The following is a 22,306-nucleotide window of genomic DNA, read 5'->3' as shown; positions in this document are numbered from 1 at the left end:
ACCTAATTTTTGGTATTTTTTATTATATAAACATAATTTATTTTCCCTTATTTTTACATTTTATTTTCCCTAACTCAAAAATTAATGATTGAATTGTTTGAAAAATCATAATAACATTTTCTCATAAGATTTTGAGGAGGGAAACAAACATGACAACAACAGATGTAAAAACACAATCCAAAGCAAAAGAATATATTGATTTTGTATATAATCAACTTAAAAATAAATATGGATATCAAACGGAATTTTTGCAGGCTGTAGAAGAAGTATTTTCTACATTAGTACCTGTTTTTGAGCAACATCCTGAATATATTGAACATAATATTCTTTCTCGAATTGTAGAACCGGATCGTATCATTACTTTCCGTGTAACTTGGCAGGATGATCAAAATCGAGTTCACGTAAATCGTGGTTACCGCGTACAGTTTAATAATGTTATCGGACCATACAAAGGCGGTTTACGTTTCCACCCAACAGTAAATGAATCCATTATGAAATTTTTAGCTTTCGAACAAATCTTTAAAAACGCACTAACTGGACTGCCAATTGGCGGTGCAAAAGGCGGTTCTGATTTTGACCCTAAAGGAAAATCAGATGCAGAAATTATGCGTTTCTGCCAAGCATTTATGACTGAATTATACCGTCATATCGGTCCAGATGTCGATGTTCCTGCTGGAGATATCGGTGTTGGTGCACGCGAAGTTGGTTATCTATGGGGTCAATATAAACGCATTAAAGCGATGCATGAAGCAGGCGTTCTTACTGGTAAACAGCCAGGTTACGGAGGTTCACTTGTTCGTAAAGAAGCTACAGGATACGGTTTAGTATACTTTGTAGAAGAAATGCTACGCGATAAAAAAGAATCATTCTTAGATAAAACTGTTGTTGTTTCCGGATCAGGTAATGTTGCTATTTATGCCATCGAAAAAGCCCAACATTTCGGTGCAAAAGTTGTTGCATGCTCCGATTCAAATGGTTATATTTACGATTCTGAGGGCATTGATTTAAACATTGTAAAAGAAATTAAAGAAGTTCAAGGTGAACGAATTAAAAAGTATGTTGAATATCGTCCAAATGCAACATATACGGAAGGTTGCACAGGTATTTGGACAATTCCATGTGATATCGCACTTCCATGTGCAACACAAAACGAAATTGACGGAGAATCTGCTCGTACTTTAATTAGTAACGGCGTAAAAGTTGTTGCGGAAGGCGCAAATATGCCTTCAACTCCTGAAGCGATCAATGAGTTTTTAGAAAATGGTGTCTTATACGGACCTGGTAAAGCAGCAAATGCCGGCGGTGTAGCAACTTCTGCATTAGAAATGGCACAAAACTCAAGCCGCACTTACTGGTCATTTAATGAAGTCGATGAAAAACTACATGACATTATGAAAAACATCTATAGAACAAGTAAAGAGTGCTCTGAAAAATATGGATATCCTGGAAATTTAATGCTTGGTGCAAACATTGCCGGATTTATCAAAGTTGCGAACGGAATGATTGCTGAAGGGGTTTATTAATCGTCTATTATTGGGAGAAATGATTTCAAATGGGGTTCAATATAGAAAATAAAGCCAATTGAAATGTGCTATTTTGCATATTTCAATTGGCTATCTTTTTTCCTATTGAAGTTCGTTAATCAAATATGTTTTACTAAAAAAAAAGAAAATATTGGGAGGTTTTTAGATGAACGAGTTCGAAACACCGCAACAAGAAAAGATTAATCCTTTTTTCACGATATGGTTGCATCCTAAAAAAACAACTCGCTATGTAATACAAGAGAAAAGTTGGCTTTATGTCATTATTCTCTTATCGATTGGTTATATTGGAAGTTTGTTTACAGGATATATGGATATAGGTATTTATCCAAACTTTCCTCTTTGGGCAATGATTCTAATTACCATTATTCTTTCGCCTATTGTGGGGCTAATTAGCAACGCTTTTTCAGCTCTTTGTACTTGGCTAATCGGGAAAATGTTTTCAGGAAAAGGAACTTACGCACAATTATTCAAAGCTTCTTCCCTAAGTGTATGGCCGTTTATTGTGTTAATTCCCATTTACTTGCTTTGGATGTTGATTGATCCGAATAGTTTAATGAATATGAGCGAAGATTTTGGTGCATTTGCAATCATTGGAGTATTGTTCACATTCATTGCAACCATATGGTCAATTGTCATTACGATTGCAGCAATTGCTGAAGCTCATCAGTTTTCTAATTGGAAGGCCTTTTTCACACTATTGATATTTGCTATAATCATAGCAATTATTTTTATTCTAATCGGCGTTATCATTGGCATCATCATTGTCTTACTGGGACTTAGCTATTATATGTAATCAACGATATGGCTTGGTATTAGATAAAAACCAGTCAGCCCCTACTTTCTACCACCAAGCCATATTTTTTATCTTTTCAAATTGTAAAAGAGATTTTCATTTTTTCAATCTTTCAGTTTACCATACAAGAATTGATAACGAACATTCACACTAAATTACTTTTGCTTGTTGATTACTATATAGCCTTGATACGCCCGTTTCAATTGCCGCGTTAGCCACTGCTTTTGCAACAGCAGGAACAACTCTTTCATCCAATGGTTTTGGAATCACATAATCTTCTCTTAACTCATTTTCATCAACAAGAGACGCAATGGCATTTACAGCGGCAATTTTCATTTCTTCGTTAATTTCTGTCGCAAATACATCCAATGCCCCTCTAAAGATTCCTGGAAACGCTAATACGTTATTTACTTGATTTGGATAATCGGAGCGACCAGTACCGATGATTCTTACTCCCCAACGCTCAGCGTTTTCATAAGTGATTTCAGGATTTGGATTAGCCAATGCAAAAACAATTGGATCCCGATTCATGGAATCAATATGTTCCTTCGTTAAAATATTTGCGATGGAAACTCCAATAAAGATATCCGTCCCTACCATTGCATCGTCCAATGTTCCTGTCAACTTTTCAGGGTTAGTAATTTTCGCAATTTCTTCTTTTACAGCATTCATTCCTGAACGCCCTTCATAAAGGATACCCTTTGAATCACAAACAACAATGTTTTTATATCCAATGCTTGCTAACAGCTTTAATGTAGCAATACCAGCCGCTCCCGCTCCATTAATTACAATTTTCACTTCTTCTTTTCGTTTTCCAACAAGCTTTAATGCATTTTCTAATCCCGCTGCAACAACGATGGCTGTACCGTGTTGATCATCATGGAAAATTGGAATATTGCATTCCGCTTTTAATCGTTCTTCAATTTCAAAACAACGAGGCGCTGCAATATCTTCTAAATTAATAGCGCCAAATGTAGGTGAAATCGCCTTTACTGTTCTAACTATTTCATCCACATCTTTTGTGTTCAATGTAATTGGCACTGCATCAACATTTGCAAATCGTTTTAATAACAACGCCTTTCCTTCCATAACAGGAAGAGCTGCTTCCGGTCCAATATCCCCTAAGCCTAACACCGCAGTTCCATCAGATACAACCGCTACTAAATTCCCTTTCATTGTATAGTCATAGACGCGCATCGGGCTTTTTTCTATTTCTTGGCAAGGTGCCGCAACACCTGGTGAATAAGCCAAACTTAAATCATAGCTATCTTTAAGAGGTACTTTTGATACAATTTCCATTTTCCCCTTAAATTCTTTATGCATTTCTAAAGACTTTTTCATTAAATCCATACTTTATCATCCCCTAACCATTATTGTTTAATATTGTATTTTGTATAATATTACTTTACTTCATTAAAGTCAATAACATATTTTGTCGAAACCTCAAAACACATTGAAAATACCGAGTTTTTAAAGCGCTTTCATGATTTTTTCGACCAACTTTTCTTAATTTTTTGATCAAATTTTTATTATATTAATATAATTAATAAGGCGTTTTTCACAATTCAAACGTTGATACTATCAGCATTTATTTGTGAAAATGAAAACAGACTATTTTGCTTAGTTAAATATGATATTTTTCACATACTTCAATTTAGAAAAAAATGACGTTGTCACATATTTTTCACAATTTTTCATCTTAATAATTAAAAAAACAGCCTGACCAAAAAGTTTGCCCTTTTTGGTCAGGCTCAAATCTCTAAATTATAATTCTTTTTCTTCTGCAATCACATCAACTGCGCCGCCTCGTCTCAATTTTTCTAAGACGATAGCTGACGTCAGCCGTAATCTATCTTAGCGACAACCCCAATTTACTTCGGTCACAGTAGCAAAAAGAGCGCCCTAAAATGAATATTCAGGCGCCCTTTATATAACGGTTGGTATCCCAATTTAATTATTTAAAAATTCCCCACAAGTTCCTCAATGAATTCGTACGGCACGTATGTTTTACGAGGCTCTAACAATGCAGGTGCTTCTACAAACTGTTTCGCCGTTCCATTTGTAATGTAAGATTTCGTTCCTCTAGTAATCGTAAATGAAACTTCGCCTTTTGATACAATTGCTCCAACGCCAGTAGAGTCTACTCGGTAGCCCAGTTGCTCAGCAATCAATCGTAAAGGTACCATTTTAACATTGTTGACGATGTAGAAATCATTTTCAGCGATTTGATAAGCTTTTTCGATTTCTGATGGTTGTTTCGATTGCTCATTTCTCTCTAATACAATTACTTTAGAAGGTCCTGTTTGAGCAGGGTGGCTTTCTAACACAACTTCATAGAAAATTAATACTTCTTTATCAATAACATCTTCTTTTGATAATTTTTCACCTGATAAATTCATAATATTTGACTTTTCATTCAAATGAATAATTAAATCTTTTGCGACATTTAAGTAATTTTGATCAAATTGATCCAACTGTACTGTACCTGGATTATCCGTTTGAACAATGACTACATCAGGCGAATATTGAGGTGGATAAATCATTATCATTGGTTTAAGACTATCAACATAGGCTGTGATTTGCATGCCTTCCTTCAACTTTACCGCGTTTCCACTATTATCGAAAATGAAAGTGTCTTCATTGAAATAAAAGCCGAATGGATTTTCCTTTGAGTCTATAGTTGCAAAGAATGATCCATTTTCTTTTTCAGTAATACTACTAATTGTTCCGCTTACTTGAAAATATTTAAATTGGTGCTCTTCTTTAGCTTCAATAACCGAATTGTCATTTACTTCAAGTGCTTGTACATTTCCATCAGGAATCAGCGTGAAGCTACTTAGCACCGCTAATGCACAAAGAGCAGATAATTTCTTTTTCACATGCACCTCTCCTTTCATAATTCTGTTTTCGTTCAATTAGTCGAATAACGACGGAAAAGGTTACAAACTTCCACAAAAATTTCTACATACATAAGTTTGCAAATAAAAAAGGTGCTAGAAAATGGAACTTTTCTAGACACCCTTACATTCTTTTACCTAATTGATTTGTTAAAACTCTCCGCGCCTGCTGTAGTCGAACAAATTTCCACAGTCCTTCGCCACAAATTATTTGTGTCGAGCCTCAAGGGGAGCCGTCTCAAATAGACACTCCGTCGCTTTATTTGACTTCTACTTTTTGCAATTCTTGATAGATATTTTTCCAAGTCGCCAATCGGCTTTCTTCTTGTAGCAATAAGCGTTCTGTTTGAATTTGATTCATCGCTTGGTGATAAATATGTTCGCGTAAACGTTCAGCTTCCTTCGCAATATACGTCCGCGCCCAATCCATCACTTGTTGTTTTTGTTCTTCTAAATATTTCTCAGCATCTGGTTTCGTTAATTCTTCTAACGCTGCTTTCAAATGTTCTTTTTCGTTCTTTTCAAAGAAAGATTTCGTATTTTTGAAATATGATTTTACGGATGCATATTTATTGAAATCATCAAACGGACCATCGAAATCCAATAATTCCGCATCTTCAAACTCATAAGCAATAAATGAGAAACTTTGGTTCATTTCCTTCAAAGAACGACTTTCTTCTTTGAAACGTTCTTTCATTTGTTTTTGAATGAATTGTGCGATGCGGAAATTCGTAACTCGAAGTTCTTGAGCAAAGTCAAATTTTAAAGAACTTAACGTTTCTTTTAACGCTTTACTTAAAGCTTCTTGTGGCGACAACGCTGCAAATGTCGATGGATTGTAACTTTCTCTAAAGAAGTCTGGATAACGGTAATAAACTCTTTGCAATACATAATATAATAGTTCATCGAGTTCTTGCTTCGTATCGCTTTCAATCATGCTTGTTCCTAACGAACGATAATGTTTCTCTACATAATCTTCTAGCTGTGCCAATTCCTCTAATCGTTCATCTTTTCGTTTTAAGTTTTCTTCAGTTTGAACAATTAAATCTGATAAACGTTGATGAGTTTTTTCAACTTCCTCATGTAATGCTTGAATCGCAATTGATGCCAAGTCTTCATTTAAGAAGCGATAAAACGCTTGTTCAAACTCTTGCATTCCAGATGCCAATTCCGCCTTCTCTTGCTTCTCACGCAACGCAAGTAAACTGGAGACGCCATACAATTTAGGGAAACGAATGCCGAAGCGCTGCAATTCATTGCGAACATAAGCTTTCACATCTTCAGCTTCTTCTTGGTTTTTCGCTAAATCGATAGCATTAACGATAAAGAACATTTTGTCCAATTCAAAGGCATCTTTCACGCGACCTAACTGGATTAAAAATTCACGGTCTGCCTTAGCAAAAGCATGGTTGTAATACGTGACGAAAAGAATTGCATCGGCATTGCGAATATATTCGAATGCGACACCTGTATGACGAGCGTTGATTGAATCCGCTCCCGGTGTATCTACCAATGTCACACCCATACGAGTGAGTGGACAATCATAATAGAAATTAATATTATCCACAAAGCAAGATCGGTTTTCTTCCGCAACAAACCGTTCAAATTCTTCTCGGTTTACACGAAGAATCTCACCGAGTTGATTGCTGTAAGTAGGATAACCTTCTTTATATGCGCGAATAAAGGATTTATGAACATTTAAGCGCTCATCCTTCAGTTCGACTTTTAATGCTTCATCTGCACGATTGTATGCCTCATCTAACGATTGGACCGTCATTCCAATCGCTTCATATGCAAATTGAATATCCTCTAGTAGTTGTTCTTTCGTTTTGAGTTGAACATCTGCTGTTTCATGGTGATGCTGTTCATCTACAGGGCGTATTTTGTTAATGGCCGCTGTTGTTGGGTTTGGGGATACCGGTAATACTTTTTCGCCCATTAATGCGTTTGAGAAACTTGATTTCCCTGCACTAAATGCTCCGAATAAGGCAATCGTAAAATCTTTATGTTGTAGCCTTTCAACTTTTTTCAAAAAGAAGTCGGCTACTTCTTCAAAGCCTTCCACTTGTCTTACAAGATTTGCTGTATGCAAAGCATTGTCAATTACTTCATCGCCTTGCATTGATACACCCATTTGTTGTGGTACCTCTTCTACCACCACTTCTTCTTGTTGCTCTTGTTTCAGCATAGATGGGTCAAATAATCGAACTTCATTTAACTCTTGTTCGAACTTGTTTTCCCACTGCTCTTTTTGTTTTTTCGCTTCATCTCTCGTATTTTTTGATGCATGAACGAGCTGTCTTTCTAAAAATTCTTTTCGTTCGTCCATTTCAGAGATGCTTTGAATTGCTTTTACTTTCTTTTCTAGATTATTCAATTTTTGCTGTACTGGAGCTTGTGATGTTTCACCGAGTTCTTTTAATAATGGAATTTGACTGTCTTTCCACGCATCCGTTTCACGAATAAAGTAGCGACGAGTTGCCTCTCTTACTCGATTAGCAAAGTTTAACACCGCATCCCCTGTAACAATAGCGTTTCTTTGAACGCATTCTTCAATTAAAGTAAACGGCACATCAAAAGCGATGGCATCGATTTGGCTAGCCCTTTCATCTGTTAATGCTCCAACATCTTTTAATGACTGTTTCATTAACGATTTCATATGACCGATGATTTGGGATTGTAAGATGGTTTGATACTGGTCATAGACATCCTTAATGCGTCGTTGGATTTCCTCTTGAGTTTTCTTTTTCGAAGTGAAAAAGCCACCTACTTTAAATCCTTCTTGTTGACTCTCTAAATATAGACGCAGTTTTTCTCGGAAGTCAGCTGGTATGACTGCTGCATTTTCTAGCAAGTCATTTCGTTTTTCCTTGAAGCTTTCCTCCCAATTTTCAATGGAGAATAGTTCTGTTTGCAATTTTAATTTTTCATATTGCTCTAAAAGATCTTCACGGTTATCCCATTCATCGGTTGATAAAACTTCACTATTCTCTTCAAATCGTGCATTCTTTTCTTCCTCTAAAAACGCTAAATGTTCACTTTGCATCTTTTTCAATGTGTTTTCAGCCGTTTCTACTAGGCGATCTTGCCAGTGTTCCATTGAATCCATCACAATGTTTTTTACTTTTTCAAAATCATTGTGAGGATGGTTGAAATCTTTAAGAGATGTGAAAAAGATACCCTTCGGCTCCACTCCCCAAGCTTTAAAGGAGTTATATACCGATTCTTTATATTCTTCAAATGAAAGTTCTTGTTCATTATGTTTGTCAATCTGGTTGACAATCAAATACACATTTGGATTATATTTCATTAATTGTTTTGTAAATTGGAAGTTTAATTCAGACTGCACATGGTTGTAATCCATTGTGTAAAAAACAATATCCGCAATATGTAATGCTGATTCCGTACTCATACGGTGAGCATCGTCTGTAGAATCGACTCCCGGAGTATCCATCACAGTGACACCGACAGGCAACTTTGAATCTTTATGCCCAATTTCGATTTGCGTAACGAGGTCGCCATTTTTACTTAATTCTTTTACCGTTTTTATATCATATCCAGCTTCAAATTTGACAGGCTTGTCGTCTTTCATATAACAAATAGCGAAATCTTCATCTGATTTATGGACTTTTACGATGTTTGCACTCGTCGGAATCGGGCTAGAAGCTAAAATATCTTCACCGGATAATGCATTAATCATACTAGATTTTCCAGCTGAAAAATGTCCGGCAAATCCAATGACATATTCTTTTTGTAATAGTTTTTTAGCAAATAAGTGGAGCTTTTCCATTCGCTCTGTATCTTCATTATTCTTAAATATTATGTATTGAATTGCGGATTGCTCTAACAATTGTGATATTTTTTCGTCAAAACTACTCATGGAATAAATACCCCTTTGCCTTCATTTTGTCACAATTATAATATTAACATGCTTTTCAAGTAAAATCGCTAGTAAATCAAAAAGATTACAAGAAAAATGAAGTTTTTATTGAGTATATTTAGAATGTGTGAAAATACAAAAAATTTGTGCCAATCGCTAAAAAAAGTTGATTGGCACTATTTCGTTACATTTTTAAAGATGTATGTACCGATCCAATAATATATGGCAATCGTCCCAGCAATGAATGCGTAAACCATTCGTTTTTACCCCTTTTTTCGATGAGAATTCTTATCAATTATTATAATAAAAATAAAATAATAATAAATATACAAAATTCTTCTTAATTTCGGTTTTTTTTCTGCTAAAATAGGTAAATAAATACAAAAGGATGCGATAAGATTGATGTCTATGACTTCTAAACATGTACAAACGATTTTAAACGGTGCAATCTACACGTTAAAACAAATCATCCCAATGAATATCAACATTCAGTCTCCCTCCTTTTTGACCGAGCCTTTTACCCATAAAGAAATTGGCGTTCTAGTCGGTTTGACTGGTGATATAAAAGGTAGAGTAATACTGGATAGCACTTCCGCTATTTTTTCTGCGATAGGAATGAAAATGTTCGGCATGAATTTAGAAGGCGAAATGTTGAAATCATTTACAGGGGAATTCGGTAATATGTTTGCTGGAAATTTAAGTATTCAGGCAAGTGAAAAACAACTATTTATTGACGTGACTCCACCGACGATACTCATCGGCAAGACAACTCTTCACGGTATCGATAACGCCATTAAATTACCAACTATCATCGAAGATATAGGTATGTTGACGGTTTTGCTTACAATCGATAATAAGTAAGTTATACATAGATTTTCATAAAAATTTATTAAAAAATATAGAACGATATTACGTTTTTTGCATGAGCATTTTGCAAAATTAGATTTTTTGGATAAAAGTATAAAAAATAAAGCACTCGACAAATAGCTACCAGCATGTTATTTTACAAAATATTACAATAATCCTGTTTTTGGGCATACCTGCAGAATTTTTCACATTGAATTTTTTTAAGCGGCTTTCTTCCCTTTATTTTCCTTTGCCATCGCTAGCGCTGAAACAAGTAATACAATAGCGTTCAGGTAAATATGGCTCTTTACTTTCTCAATTCCCCATACATGTAGGGAGTTCGACGTAAGGTAGCTTTTCATTCTTGAATTACAGCGTTCTACACTTGTCCTCTCGTTGTAAAGCTCTTTCCAACGTTTTGTATCACGGTGCGGATTGGAATATCGGCGCACATCCTTTTTGATGTCGACTTTTACCACCATTCCATAGTTGGAAGATGAACAGGCTGCCATTCCTAATGGGCAATCCACTTTGCCGGTTGCGTGAGGACATCTGAACTTGAGCTGGTCCTTATCAGCTCCCCAATAAGTCATTTCATAACCCATGGAACAACGCGGAGTTCCATTGGAAGAAATCCCTTCAGGAGGCTCTTTTTCGTTGCGCAAATTGAGCGGGATAATGGCTTGCGCTCCAATGTTTTTGGCTGATTCATAGTTTTTTAGTTGGTCATATCCGCCATCCATGATCAGAAATTCAATTTTGGATTTGGTACGCTCTGCCACTTGCTCGATTAATTCTGGTGCGACTTCTCCATCGTTCACATGGGCAGGGGTTACTTTTATGGCCATTGGCAGTTCGCTTGCGGTATCGACTGAAAGATGCATCTTATAGCCAAACCAGGTAATTTTATTGCCGAAGGAATCATATTTTGCGCCCCAATTGGCATTACCCGTTTGTTCACTACGCTTTTTGGGCTGTTTCTTTTCATAGGCATCAATGGCGGCACTGTCGATGGCCTGGTGGCTGCCGTCAATTATTCCTTCCTCCTGAGCTAACTGTACCAAGTCAAGGAAGATCTTTTCAGCCAGCTTTTTTTTGGTAAGTGCTGCAAAAACCCGGCTGAGAGTGGAGATAGACGGTGCGGGGCGATCAATCGATAAACCGCATTGATAACGGAAACGAAGGTCTTTATCCAATCGATGATGAAGGGCGGTAAAGGTGTCGATGCCTTCGAGTGGGGCAGCGATGAGAGCCCTTAGAATCCCTTCTCTGGAATGACCGTCAGCCCCTCGGGGTGAAGAACTTCTCAACTGTTTAGCATAAGGGCGTAAATCAAGCGAGCTAAAAAAGATAGGTAATTTCTCTTTTGACTCTAATTTTTGCAGTTCTTCAAAGGAAAATAGGCTTTCTTGTAGAATATACAAAGTGACTTCCTCCTTTTGAATTTTTTGTTGTTTCGTCACTTCAAAAATTCTACATTTTAGGGGTGAAGTCCTTTTTTATGTCTTTGAAATCCTTATGGCTCTTGGGTCAAAAAATATGCAAAATGCTCGCATAAAATGTCTCTTTTTTTGAGACATTTTATTTTTTTTGCTTCCATCGACTTTCACAGGAAATTCACATTTCCAGTATTGAAGTGTGATTTTTATCACATCTTGGAAGTTTGATTTTTATTATGATGAACGTGAAGTACCATATTTGAGTTCATTTCATAGGAGGGAGAGACATGACAAATCACAAAAAGAATTCTTCGGAGGAAAATTTAACAGGTACTCTTTTAGCGACTTTTGGTATAGGTCTAATTATTATTATTTTTTGGATCGCTGCATTCGATTTATACATCGGTCGCTTCTAACACTTGAGCAGGAGGGAAAACAATGCACATACACAAGTATGAGAAATGGTGGTTAATATTTGGCACAGGTACACTCATCGTGTTCTTAATTGTTCTCGGTGTAAGCGCATTCCATGGAGGAACGCATCCAAATAACTCGAAATGGACGATAAACTACGAAAAAGTAGATGAAATCGCACCTTTCAATAACCCCGGAATACACAAAGTAGAAGGTAAAGACTGGGATTATGAAGTGGTACTTGTTGCACAAGCGTTTGCTTACACTCCAATGGAACTTGAAATACCTGTTGGTTCTAAAGTTCGTTTCATCGCAACGACAAAAGACGTTATTCACGGTTTTGAGGTTGCAGGAACAAACATAAATATGATGCTTGAACCTGGATATGTATCAGAAAAAATTACAACTGTGGATAAAGTTGGAGAATATACAATCGTATGTAACGAGTATTGTGGTACTGGTCACACATTAATGTACTCGACTTTAAAGGTGGTGGACCCTAATGACAACAGCAACTAAGGAAACAGTACAAAGCACTGTATCAACAAGTTTAAAAAAGCAACTTGAAATGGTTGATCGAAGAGATGGTAAATTAGCATTAGCATATATTTATATCGCATTTATAGCAGTATTATTAGGTGGTATAGCTGGATTACTTCAAGTATTAGTTCGTGCTGGTACACTTCAGCTCCCTAGTTTTCTTAATTACTATCAAGTGTTAACAGTACACGGTGTTTTACTCGGACTTGTATTAACAACTTTCTTCATTATGGGATTCCAAACAGCTGCTGTTAGTCGAACTTCTGGTACATTTACAAATAAACAACGAACAATTGGCTGGATTGGTTTCTGGATTGCTACAATTGGATTAGTTGCAGCAGCCGCAATGATTCTAACGAATGAAGCTTCTGTTCTTTACACATTCTATGCACCATTACAAGCCCACTGGGTATTCTACCTTGGTTTAGCATTAGTAATTGTTGGTTCTTGGTTTACAGGTTTAGCACAAATTATGCGTTTTGTTCAATGGAAGAAAGAACATAAAGGCCAAAGTACACCGCTATTATCCTTTATGGTTGTAGTGAACAACTTCTTATGGTATGTCGCTACATTAGGTGTAGCAATTGAAGTATTATTCCAATTAATCCCTTGGTCAATGGGATTAGTAGAACGTGTTGACGTACTACTTTCTAGAACATTGTTCTGGTATTTCGGTCACGCATTAGTTTATTTCTGGTTATTACCTGCATATATGATTTGGTACACAATCATTCCTAAAATCATCGGCGGTAAAGTTTTCTCAGATGCTTTAGCAAAATTAACATTCATGTTGTTCTTAATTCTTTCAGTACCAGTTGGTATTCACCACCAATACACTGAACCTGGTATTGATCCATTATGGAAGTTCATTCAAGCAGTATTAACATTCTTCGTCGTAGTTCCATCATTAATGACTGCCTTTTCCATGTTTGCAACATTTGAATTGCGAGGACGTGAACTTGGTGCGAAAGGCGTATTTGGATGGTTCAAAAAATTACCATGGAATGATTCAAGATTCTTACTACCATTCATTGGTATGGTTGCATTTATTCCTGGCGGTGCCGGTGGTATCGTTAACGCCTCTTACCAAATGAACGAACTGATTCACAATACAATTTGGGTAACAGGTCACTTCCACTTAACAGTAGCTAGTGCTGTTGCATTAACATTCTTTGGTACAGCATTCTGGTTAATACCGCACCTAAATGGTAGAACTTTAACAAAACGTGCTAATAGCATGGCAAACTGTGCAGGAATTTTATGGGCTATTGGTATGACGATTATGTCGAGTGCCATGCATATCGCAGGTTTATTAGGCGCACCACGTCGTTCTGATTACTCTACTTACGGTGGTTCAGAACAAGCGGCTGAATGGCTCTCTTATCAAATTGCTCAAGCGGTTGGTGGATCAATCCTATTCATCGCAATATTAGTAATCACTGGATTAGTAATTTACGTAGGTTTCTTTGCTCCTAAAGGTGAGGAGGATTTCCCAATTGCAGAAGTTGCACCAGGAGCTGCTAAAACTCCAGCTGCTATCGAAAACTTCAAACTTTGGGGCGTCATCATGATTGCAGTAATTATCTTCGCTTATACAATTCCAATCATCGATATTATATTTAACTCGCCTCTTGGAGCTAAAGGCTTTAGATTATGGTAAGAAAAAAATGCAACACAATTCCCTCCCCACATTGACGGGGAGGGTTATTTATGCACATATTATGAATATTAAAATATGATGAACTTTTTTTCAATAAGTATTTTGAATTTTACATCATAATTCCACCATCTACATGTAAAATATGACCTGTGATGTAATTTGATTCATCCGAAGCTAAAAACAAGTAAGCGTTTGCAATATCGATTGGCTCCCCTAACCTTTTTAAACTTGTAATCGATTCCATATAATTTAATATTTTCTCTGGCATCTTATCAACCATTGCTGTTTTCGTAAATCCTGGAGCGACAGCGTTCACATTTATACCCTTTCTTCCAAGTTCCTTCGCCCACGTTTTTGTCATGCCCACTATTGCCGCTTTTGCAGCAGCATAATTTGTTTGCCCCACATTCCCATAAACACCGCTTACAGATGAAGTATTAATAATCTTTCCATGTCCTTGTTCAATCATCACTTTTGAAACCGCTTGCGTACAATTGAAAACTCCCTTTAAATTTACATTGATGACTTCATCAAATTGTTCTTCTGACATTTTTACAAGCATCGCGTCCCTTGTAATACCTGCATTATTGATTAAAATATCAATCTTGCCATAATGTTCCTTCACTTTTTCAACCATTTTTTCAACTTCTTCTTTTTTTGCAACATTTACTTGGTAAAATAAAACGTCATAACCTCGCTCAGTTAATTCTTTTTCAAATTGTTTTCCTTCTTCTGCTTGTATATCTGCGATGACTACTTTTGCTCCCTCTTCCAAAAACCTAATGGTAGCGGCCTTACCTATTCCATTTGCACTTCCTGTTATAATGGCAACTTTTCCTTTTAATCTCATATTTCTCTCCCTTTTTCGAATAGATTAATCCGTACATCTTTTACAATAACAGACATTCATCGACATAGACAGCATTGACACGACCACTTTCAACAATTTTTAAAAAATTATATTCTTAAAAATAAAAAAATATGCAAAAAATCTATATAGACTTTTTGCATATATCTGTTCGTTCATTATTGTGGTTTCACTGGCAATACTTCAACAAAACGTGATTGTATTGCATTATCTTCTTGATTTAATAAAATGTGAACGTCACCGTAATCTTTTGAAGTGCGGATGAGTCGACCAATTCCTTGTTGCAATCGCAGTAACATAAATGGTAAATCTACTTCTTCAAATGGTTTCTCAACAAATTTTCGTTTTGCATCAAAAAGCGGATCTTTTGGTGGAAATGGTAATTCATAAATAACAACTTGTGTCAATGCCTCTTCTGGCAAGTCCACACCTTCCCATAAATGATAGGAACATAGGGTTTTAATAGTGCCGTTTTGGAAATCTTGAATAATGGATGTTAATTCTCGATCTCCTTCAAAACCAACTGTTAACCGTGACATTATTGGTAATTTGTTTTTAAAATTCAACATCGATTGTCTAGATTTAAACAGTACCAATGTTTTCTTATTTTGTTTTAGCAGCTCTTCTACTTTCTTCACTTTCTCATCTTCATTCAATTCATGTAAATATATTTTCATAACTTCATCATAATCAAAAGGAGAAGGTACGCTAAAATGCTGATACTTTTTCACACCCAAACTGGAAGCAATGTAAGAAAAATCTTTATTGACGGATAATGTTGCGGATGAAAAGATAATCGGTATATTGTTCGAGAATAACTTCTCTTCTAATACTTCTGTAATTAATCTCGGCATGATGACTAACGTTTCTTCGCCATCCGTATCTTCCAGCCAATCAACTGCTTCGCTTTTTGAAATAAATATTTTTAAAGCGGCCTCATACTCTTCTAAAAATTCTTCAACAATATTCAATTCATATTCCGGAATAACGTACATTTCTGATTCAAAAACAAACTCTTCCAATAATTTTTCTACATCATCGATTAGTTGCTTTCCTAATGCCAATAATTTTTCGGATTTCTGAATTGTTTTTCTGTCTTCATCGGATGGTACGATATCTTCCCGAAGTTGGTCAAAAAATAATTCGTGGTCATCTTGCAATTTTTCCATCGCATATAACGTGCTTTCACGAATACCGTCTACCATTAATTGATCTAGCAATTTTACAATGGTATAATTTTGCACTTTATATGTCATCGCTTTTTGAGCTGCATATTCCAATAAATGCCCTTCATCTAATACAATCAACGAAACATCAGGTAAAAGTGTTAATTGCCCTTCTCTTTTACGAGATTCTTTTGTTGCTAAATGTTCCATTAAAAAATCTTGCGAGCAAATAATCAAATCAGTCGCTTTTCGATAATGCGTACGATGCAGCGTCTGACCACAACGATTACGTTTCTCGCACGTACTACACTGCATAATGGAATTGTAATTCACCTTATTCCAATTTTCATCGCTAATTTGTGGATAATCGCTTCTTGCACCATAAAGGGGGATTTGTACAGCTGAACTTTCAGCAAACACTTCTTCTGGAATGTTGAAAGCAATCTCATCTATCCATTCATCATCTTCATGCAATTCCGCTTCCTCAAAACGTTTTAAACACAAATATTGATCACGGGATTTCGCAAGCCTTACATCAATTTTCAATCCTAAATATTTCTCAATTTTTGCGATGTCCCCTTCATCTTTCACAAGCTGATCAATCAATGTTTCATCAGCACATGCAATTAAAGCGGGTTTCCCTTTGTAACGAGCGTAAGCGATTGCGGGCAATAAATAAGCGAGGGTTTTCCCTGTTCCAACACCCGCTTCCGCAAACAAAACGTTATTTTCTTTTAATGCTTTCTCTATTTGATAACTCATAAAAATTTGTTCATCCCGACATTCAAATCCTTTTTCGGGTAATACATCATAAAAAATGTCGCCAATCCAATCCCCTAAGGAATCAAAAAAACTTTTCTCTCTTGATAATTCAAAAGGTAATGATGGTCTCATTGTTCAAATCTCCTTTATGAATGCCTACTTTTTAGACATTAAGAAAAAGTGTCTCGAAACTATTCAAGACACCTATTGAAGTCTACATAATCTTTGCTAATCACTAACAATATTTATATTATAAGAAAATCGACATAAATTAACAACATTCGATATTCATAGGTTGTTACTTGATGGATTTCTGTCCCCAAAATTGATAAAAATCAGTACGAATAAATCCATTAAATAATTTTCTTTTTTTCGTTGCTTTTTTGCCGTACAATTCTTCAATATTGTCCATTGAAGACAGCAAATAAACCGACCAGGTTGGATAATTTTTCATTATTTCACCTAGTTCAACAATAACCTTTTCAATTTGCTCACGCTCACCAATTCTTTCACCATACGGAGGATTCGAGATGATTACCCCGTCTGTTAAAGTAGTCGTAAAATCAGTTGCTTGCATTTGTTTAAAAGTAATAAGATCACTAAAACCTGCTTCCATTGCATTGTCTTGTGCAATTTTCACCATTCGATGGTCGATATCTGTACCTAAAATTTCAAGAGGCTGATCATAGTTTGCTAAGTCTTCTACTTCCACTCGGGCATCGTCCCAAATTGACTTATTCATCCAATCCCATTCTTCCGAAATGAATTCTCGGTTATATCCAGGAGCAATGTTTTGGCCAATCATCGCTGCTTCTATTGGAATCGTACCTGATCCGCAAAAAAGATCTACAAAAGGTCTGTGAGGTGACCATTTTGAGATTTTTACCAAAGCGGCAGCCAATGTTTCTTTTAAAGGTGCATCACCCTGGCCTACCCGATATCCTCTTTTGTGGAGTCCCGCACCACTTGTATCAATTGTCAGTGTTACCAAATCTTTCAAAATTGATACTTCAATTTTAAAAGTTGCTCCCGATTCTTCTAAAAAGCCAATAAGTTTATAAGCATGTTTTAACCGTTCCACAATCGCTTTTTTTACGATTGCTTGACAATCCGGTACACTATATAAAGTTGATTTCACTGATTTTCCGCTGACAGGGAAGTTTGCATCAACAGGCAAATATTGTTCCCATTCAATGGCTTTTGTGTTCTCAAATAATTCATCAAAAGTCGTTGCAGGGAATTGTGCAACAACGATTTTTACTCGATCGGCAACTCGAAGCCAAAGATTTGTTCGAGCAATCGCTCTTTCATCACCTTCAAAATAGATTTTGCCGTTTTCTGTTTTCGTTTCGTATCCTAATGCTTTTACTTCGTCTGCAACAATTGATTCTAATCCCATTGCAGATGTTGCTACTAGTTGAAATTTTGTCATTTACATCCATCCTTGATGTTCAATTTCCCATATTTTCAAGAAGTCTATTATATCATCAATTCGTTTAGGCTTACAAAAATAATATCCTTGAATATAATCACAACCCATATTCTTTAATAAGTTGCATTGTTGAATGCTTTCTACCCCTTCAGCAACAACTTGAATATTCAAGCGATGAGCCATTTGAATAATTGCATCAACAACAGCTTGTTTATCAGCAAAAGCGGTAATATGTTGAATAAAACTTTTATCAATTTTTAAAAAGTCAATCGGAAATCTTACTAAGTAGCTGAGAGATGAATAACCCGTGCCAAAATCATCGATGGCTATTTTAAAACCAAGTTGCTTTAATCGAACTAATTTTCTAATCGTATCCGCATCGTTATTCATAATTGTTCGTTCTGTTACTTCCAACTCTAAATTTTTTGCTGATATGTTATTTCGTTCTAATATCGTTTGGATTGATTGTAAAAAATTATATTGCTGAAAGTGAAGCCCGGAAATATTAATTGAGATTTGGAGATTTGGAAAGCCTGATTGATGAAGATAACTGATATCATTACATACTAAATCAATGATTAATTCTGATAAAGGGATAATTAAGCCGCTTTCTTCTGCATATGGAATAAATTCATTTGGCGAAACATATCCTAATTTTTCATTTTCCCAACGAATTAGCGCTTCTAAACCCATTACTTGATTTGTAGTTAAACATACTTTTGGTTGATACATTAAAGTAAATTGTTTATTGTCTATCCCTTTCCGCATTTCATTATCGAGAATTAATAATTTGGCCTTATTCACATTTAATTCATCAAAATAAAAGGAGAAATGATTCGCACCTTTTTGCTTTGCATAATACATTGCTTTATCTGCACAATAGATGAGCTCGTCTGTCGTTTGGCCGTCAATGGGGTAAAGGCTAATGCCAATGCTCGTTGACATATAGATTTCATGACCATCAATAAAAAAAGGTTCCTCTATTTTACGAATAATTTTTTCTGCAAAGTGCGCAGCGTCTCTCGGGTGAGAAATATTTACTAAAGTGATGATAAATTCATCTCCTCCATGGCGGGCAATTATATCTTTTTCACTCACTAAATTTTTTAAGCGGTTCGCTACTTCCACAAGCAAAGCATCGCCAATTATATGACCTAACGTATCATTTACTTGCTTAAAACGATTTAAGTCTATGAAAATCACAGCATGTTGTACTTTCATTTTTTTATTATTCAAAGTGTTGGAATCCAAAAGAGAATTCATTTTCACTAAGTAAGAATATCGATTATTCACATTGGTAAGTGTATCGGTTAAGATTTTATTTTTTAATTCATCTTCAATAATCTTTTTCTCTGATATATCAGAAAATATCCCGATATAGTTTGTAATTTCCCCTTGTTCATTTTTAATGGCCTTAATTTTTAACCACTCAGGATAAATTTCGCCATCTTTTTTTCGATTCCATATTTCTCCTTGCCATATCCCTTGTTGATGAATGGATTCCCACATAGATTGATAAAATCTGTGATCATGCATGCCAGATTGGAGGATTGTAGGATTTTTTCCAACAACCTCATCAAAATGATAGCGAGTTACGTATTCAAAGGCTGGGTTAACGAATATAATTCTCTTCGTTTCATCCGTTACGAGTACGCCTTCAGTCATATTATCCATAATGATTTTTAATACCTTCGCTGATATTGACTCGGTTATCTGTTTATCTATTGATTGATTTTCATTTTTCCCCACCATTATCCATTCTCCCCCGTATCGATTATATAAAGAAAAGCTCTCCTTTAATGGAGAGCTTATGACGATAATTTTAATTGAAGTATACGATGAACATTTAAAAATGTGTTTGTTTCCTTATCATAGTGATTTCTGTAAGCCATGTTCTGTGCCTGCGTACTCAAACGGCAATCGCCTCGTACTGTCAGGTAGTAATCATCTATCTACGGGAAGAACCACTCTTCCCGTCCCTCCCTCCGTTCATTTCCTTCGGGAGGGCGCCCCTACCATAATTTGGGTTTCTCACTCGTGGGGTTTACCGCGTTCCACCTTCACCGTTTCCAGTGAAGCTACGTCACTGTGGCACTTTTCAGGAAGTGTCGACCATATCGCACGAAGCGACTTAGGTCTTCCTTCCGCCGTCAAAGCTTTAAAAGCTTTGCCTTACCTTATTTTTTCGGTAAGCACGAACACTACGGTCATCTCAGATCCGTGTGAGCATGGACTTTCCTCTACAAACGAAAATCGTTTGCAGCGATTACTCAAAACCACTATGATCTAAAAATCATTATACTAGACAATTAATTCAAAAACAACTTGAGGATTTTATCAATCATACAATTTACTTCCAAACACATGTTTCTCTAAATTCGATAACCGTTTTAAAATATCAAAATTCGTATTTCCTAAAGTTTGTTGAGGTATCTGTTGTTTCTTAGTCACATTTTCTAGTTCTTTTTTCAAACGTTCGTTTTCAGCTTGTAATTCTTCAATCATTTTATTGAAATTGTCGTAATCTTCCATGATAATATCTAAAAATTGGTCTACTTCATCGACATTGTAACCCTTCATTTGTCTTTTAAATTCTTTTTCCAATATCATTTTAGAATTTAATTTTATTTTCATGCACATCGCCCTTCCATCGATACATACGTACCCTATATTATATCACATATAACGTTATAAAAGGACAAAGAAACATCTTATAATTATATTTTTTGCAATTTTCGACTCATCGAAGGAAAAGATTTTGTCAATATTTGCGCTTACCTGGGAAATGAAAGTTTCTATTCAAAAGTATGAAATAATTTCCCATTTTTCTTTTTTATACGCTGCAAACGTTTATCCCAAGTTTCTAGCTGTTTTTTCTTTTGATTCTCATTGAAAAATGTTGCCTGTTGAAGCAAATCTATTCCTTTTATTGTATACTGTAATGCTTTTGAATAGTCTTTCATTTGATGTTCATAGAGCATTGCCAATTGTTCAAAAGCTTTCAATTTTTTTCTCTCGTCAATTATATGTATTGCCTTTTGAAAAGATTCAATTGATTCTAGAAATTGTTTATTGCGTTTTTGTTGAAATGCTAAATAGAAATATGCGAGTCCTGATTCTTTTACATCAAATTGATTTGTTACAGATAATAATACTTTCTCGCTTTGTTGACGTTCCTTTAAATCATCGTACCATTTTCCAATATTTATATATGTAACTGCATCATCTTGTAACGCATGGTCAAGAAGAAGAGTTGTTGAATGAATATAAAGCGTCAATAATGATAATATATCCCATTCATTGTGTTGAAGAACTTTCATTAGTTCGATAGCATTTCCGCTCTTCACCGCATCTGCATAAATAATCGGAGCAAGAAATCCCGGAATATCATGTTCCCTTTTGAAACCTAATTTTTCTTCTTCCACTTTCGTCAACTTTACTTTTTCTAAGTGGTTTTTCCAGATTCGCTTTGAACTATGTAATAAATCGATTTGTCTAGGCGTTTGTAATTTCGGCAAAAAGTTTTTATGAAAGGTCCAACGCATCTCAAGCTGCGGCCAATCAAAACTTTTCCCGTTGTATGATACAATTGTATTCCCCCATTGCCATAGCTTTGATTCAAATAATAATGCTGCTTCATTTGCTGGATCAGCTAATACGTATTGATTCAACACAAATTCCTCTTCATCAATCCCAAGCAAACCAATGAGAAAAATTTGAGTTCCAACTCCCTTTAAGCCCGTTGTTTCTGTATCAAAAAACAACACTGTTTCCTCTGAGGATATAGCATATGGATGGTGAAAATTAGTCTGTTCCCACTTCTCTACTGCCTGAAAAAATTGTTGAAGTTGATACCATCCATGCTGATAAGTAAATGGATATCGGACTTGTCGATGAAACACCACTCCAAAGTCATTTTCTACGATAGAAAGCCCAGCCTTTTCCCAATTGGAAATATAGGCTGGTTTTTCTGGTTTTTGATATGAAGGTTGTTCAGAATGCTGTTCTTTCTTCTTTCCAAGCATTTTTTTCAGTTGCATTATTTTATTTTCGTAACTCATACCA

The 22,306-nt window shown here is 35.7% G+C and carries 16 protein-coding genes and 1 other RNA gene; 6 read left to right on the top strand and 11 right to left on the bottom strand.

All coding sequences use genetic code 11. The features are described 5' to 3' along the window. Window positions 1–149 precede the first annotated feature (149 nt). Window positions 150–1,523 carry an NADP-specific glutamate dehydrogenase gene (gdhA, locus tag UtA1_RS09625; RefSeq protein WP_096550853.1) on the top strand — a complete coding sequence of 458 codons (1,374 nt, stop codon included), beginning with the start codon at window positions 150–152 and terminating at the stop codon, window positions 1,521–1,523. A gap of 166 nt (window positions 1,524–1,689) precedes the next feature. Next, window positions 1,690–2,337, top strand: coding sequence for a Yip1 family protein (locus UtA1_RS09620; RefSeq protein ID WP_016837012.1), 648 nt, complete (start codon window positions 1,690–1,692; stop codon window positions 2,335–2,337). A 150-nt stretch (window positions 2,338–2,487) separates the two neighbouring features. On the opposite strand, the gene UtA1_RS09615 is transcribed toward UtA1_RS09620, so the two are convergent. From UtA1_RS09615 to UtA1_RS09605, 3 genes are all read right to left on the bottom strand, one after another. Beyond that, window positions 2,488–3,687, bottom strand: coding sequence for an NAD(P)-dependent malic enzyme (locus UtA1_RS09615; protein ID WP_016837011.1), 1,200 nt, complete (start codon window positions 3,685–3,687; stop codon window positions 2,488–2,490). Between the two features lie 608 nt (window positions 3,688–4,295). Next, window positions 4,296–5,216 (bottom strand): copper amine oxidase N-terminal domain-containing protein, encoded by a 921-nt coding sequence (locus UtA1_RS09610; RefSeq protein ID WP_172597860.1) that lies wholly within the window; start codon window positions 5,214–5,216, stop codon window positions 4,296–4,298. A gap of 277 nt (window positions 5,217–5,493) precedes the next feature. Then, entirely contained in the window at window positions 5,494–9,114 is a 3,621-nt protein-coding gene (locus tag UtA1_RS09605) for a dynamin family protein (RefSeq protein WP_096550851.1), read from the bottom strand. A gap of 402 nt (window positions 9,115–9,516) precedes the next feature. On the opposite strand from UtA1_RS09605, the gene UtA1_RS09600 reads away from it, so the two are divergent. Then, complete coding sequence (locus UtA1_RS09600) at window positions 9,517–9,975, top strand: chemotaxis protein CheX (RefSeq protein ID WP_096552470.1); 459 nt, start codon at window positions 9,517–9,519, stop codon at window positions 9,973–9,975. A gap of 206 nt (window positions 9,976–10,181) precedes the next feature. Here UtA1_RS09600 and UtA1_RS09595 read toward each other — a convergent pair whose 3' ends face one another. After that, window positions 10,182–11,384 carry a transposase gene (locus UtA1_RS09595; RefSeq protein WP_096550268.1) on the bottom strand — a complete coding sequence of 401 codons (1,203 nt, stop codon included), beginning with the start codon at window positions 11,382–11,384 and terminating at the stop codon, window positions 10,182–10,184. 302 nt (window positions 11,385–11,686) lie between these two features. Between UtA1_RS09595 and UtA1_RS17820 the strand changes: the two genes are divergently transcribed. Genes UtA1_RS17820 through UtA1_RS09585 form a run of 3 tightly spaced genes read left to right on the top strand, consistent with a single transcriptional unit; the run spans window position 11,687 to window position 14,013 of the window. After that, the gene (locus UtA1_RS17820; RefSeq protein ID WP_016837008.1) at window positions 11,687–11,815 is read left to right on the top strand and encodes a hypothetical protein; all 129 of its coding nucleotides are present in this window, start codon (window positions 11,687–11,689) and stop codon (window positions 11,813–11,815) included. A 22-nt stretch (window positions 11,816–11,837) separates the two neighbouring features. Beyond that, window positions 11,838–12,332 carry a cytochrome c oxidase subunit II gene (locus UtA1_RS09590; RefSeq protein WP_016837007.1) on the top strand — a complete coding sequence of 165 codons (495 nt, stop codon included), beginning with the start codon at window positions 11,838–11,840 and terminating at the stop codon, window positions 12,330–12,332. A gap of 49 nt (window positions 12,333–12,381) precedes the next feature. After that, entirely contained in the window at window positions 12,382–14,013 is a 1,632-nt protein-coding gene (locus tag UtA1_RS09585; RefSeq protein WP_096552468.1) for a b(o/a)3-type cytochrome-c oxidase subunit 1, read from the top strand. A 109-nt stretch (window positions 14,014–14,122) separates the two neighbouring features. Here UtA1_RS09585 and fabG read toward each other — a convergent pair whose 3' ends face one another. The 7 genes from fabG to UtA1_RS09550 form a co-directional block, all read right to left on the bottom strand. Then, window positions 14,123–14,863, bottom strand: a complete 741-nt coding sequence (gene fabG, locus UtA1_RS09580; RefSeq protein WP_096550850.1) for a 3-oxoacyl-ACP reductase FabG — start codon at window positions 14,861–14,863, stop codon at window positions 14,123–14,125. 176 nt (window positions 14,864–15,039) lie between these two features. Further along, a complete protein-coding gene (locus UtA1_RS09575) occupies window positions 15,040–16,941 on the bottom strand; it encodes an ATP-dependent DNA helicase (protein ID WP_096550849.1) in 1,902 nt (633 codons plus the stop codon). A gap of 166 nt (window positions 16,942–17,107) precedes the next feature. Beyond that, window positions 17,108–18,241: a THUMP domain-containing class I SAM-dependent RNA methyltransferase gene (locus UtA1_RS09570; RefSeq protein WP_096550848.1), complete on the bottom strand. Its 1,134-nt coding sequence runs from the start codon at window positions 18,239–18,241 to the stop codon at window positions 17,108–17,110. After that, window positions 18,242–19,993, bottom strand: coding sequence for a GGDEF domain-containing phosphodiesterase (locus tag UtA1_RS09565; RefSeq protein ID WP_096550847.1), 1,752 nt, complete (start codon window positions 19,991–19,993; stop codon window positions 18,242–18,244). It abuts the gene before it with no gap. A gap of 127 nt (window positions 19,994–20,120) precedes the next feature. Continuing rightward, window positions 20,121–20,519, bottom strand: an RNA gene (gene rnpB, locus UtA1_RS09560) — RNase P RNA component class B. 59 nt (window positions 20,520–20,578) lie between these two features. Then, complete coding sequence (gpsB, locus tag UtA1_RS09555; RefSeq protein WP_096550846.1) at window positions 20,579–20,875, bottom strand: cell division regulator GpsB; 297 nt, start codon at window positions 20,873–20,875, stop codon at window positions 20,579–20,581. A 161-nt stretch (window positions 20,876–21,036) separates the two neighbouring features. Continuing rightward, entirely contained in the window at window positions 21,037–22,302 is a 1,266-nt protein-coding gene (locus UtA1_RS09550; protein ID WP_096550845.1) for a ribonuclease H-like domain-containing protein, read from the bottom strand. Between the last annotated feature and the right edge of the window lie 4 nt (window positions 22,303–22,306).

This window comes from Ureibacillus thermosphaericus (assembly GCF_002370195.2).
In the GTDB taxonomy this organism is placed as follows: Bacteria; Bacillota; Bacilli; order Bacillales_A; family Planococcaceae; genus Ureibacillus; species Ureibacillus thermosphaericus.
This window is presented reverse-complemented; position numbering and strand designations above follow the sequence as displayed.

What these genes read in the sequence shown, in the direction of transcription:
- UtA1_RS09615 (WP_016837011.1), bottom strand. Translation starts at nt 3,687, where the DNA reads ATGGATTTAATGAAAAAGTCTTTAGAAATGCATAAAGAATTTAAGGGG.
- UtA1_RS17820 (WP_016837008.1), top strand. Translation starts at nt 11,687, where the DNA reads ATGACAAATCACAAAAAGAATTCTTCGGAGGAAAATTTAACAGGTACT.
- gpsB (WP_096550846.1), bottom strand. Translation starts at nt 20,875, where the DNA reads ATGAAAATAAAATTAAATTCTAAAATGATATTGGAAAAAGAATTTAAA.
- UtA1_RS09585 (WP_096552468.1), top strand. Translation starts at nt 12,382, where the DNA reads ATGGTTGATCGAAGAGATGGTAAATTAGCATTAGCATATATTTATATC.
- fabG (WP_096550850.1), bottom strand. Translation starts at nt 14,863, where the DNA reads ATGAGATTAAAAGGAAAAGTTGCCATTATAACAGGAAGTGCAAATGGA.
- UtA1_RS09565 (WP_096550847.1), bottom strand. Translation starts at nt 19,993, where the DNA reads ATGGTGGGGAAAAATGAAAATCAATCAATAGATAAACAGATAACCGAG.
- UtA1_RS09570 (WP_096550848.1), bottom strand. Translation starts at nt 18,241, where the DNA reads ATGACAAAATTTCAACTAGTAGCAACATCTGCAATGGGATTAGAATCA.
- UtA1_RS09590 (WP_016837007.1), top strand. Translation starts at nt 11,838, where the DNA reads ATGCACATACACAAGTATGAGAAATGGTGGTTAATATTTGGCACAGGT.
- UtA1_RS09605 (WP_096550851.1), bottom strand. Translation starts at nt 9,114, where the DNA reads ATGAGTAGTTTTGACGAAAAAATATCACAATTGTTAGAGCAATCCGCA.
- gdhA (WP_096550853.1), top strand. Translation starts at nt 150, where the DNA reads ATGACAACAACAGATGTAAAAACACAATCCAAAGCAAAAGAATATATT.
- UtA1_RS09550 (WP_096550845.1), bottom strand. Translation starts at nt 22,302, where the DNA reads ATGAGTTACGAAAATAAAATAATGCAACTGAAAAAAATGCTTGGAAAG.
- UtA1_RS09575 (WP_096550849.1), bottom strand. Translation starts at nt 16,941, where the DNA reads ATGAGACCATCATTACCTTTTGAATTATCAAGAGAGAAAAGTTTTTTT.
- UtA1_RS09620 (WP_016837012.1), top strand. Translation starts at nt 1,690, where the DNA reads ATGAACGAGTTCGAAACACCGCAACAAGAAAAGATTAATCCTTTTTTC.
- UtA1_RS09600 (WP_096552470.1), top strand. Translation starts at nt 9,517, where the DNA reads ATGTCTATGACTTCTAAACATGTACAAACGATTTTAAACGGTGCAATC.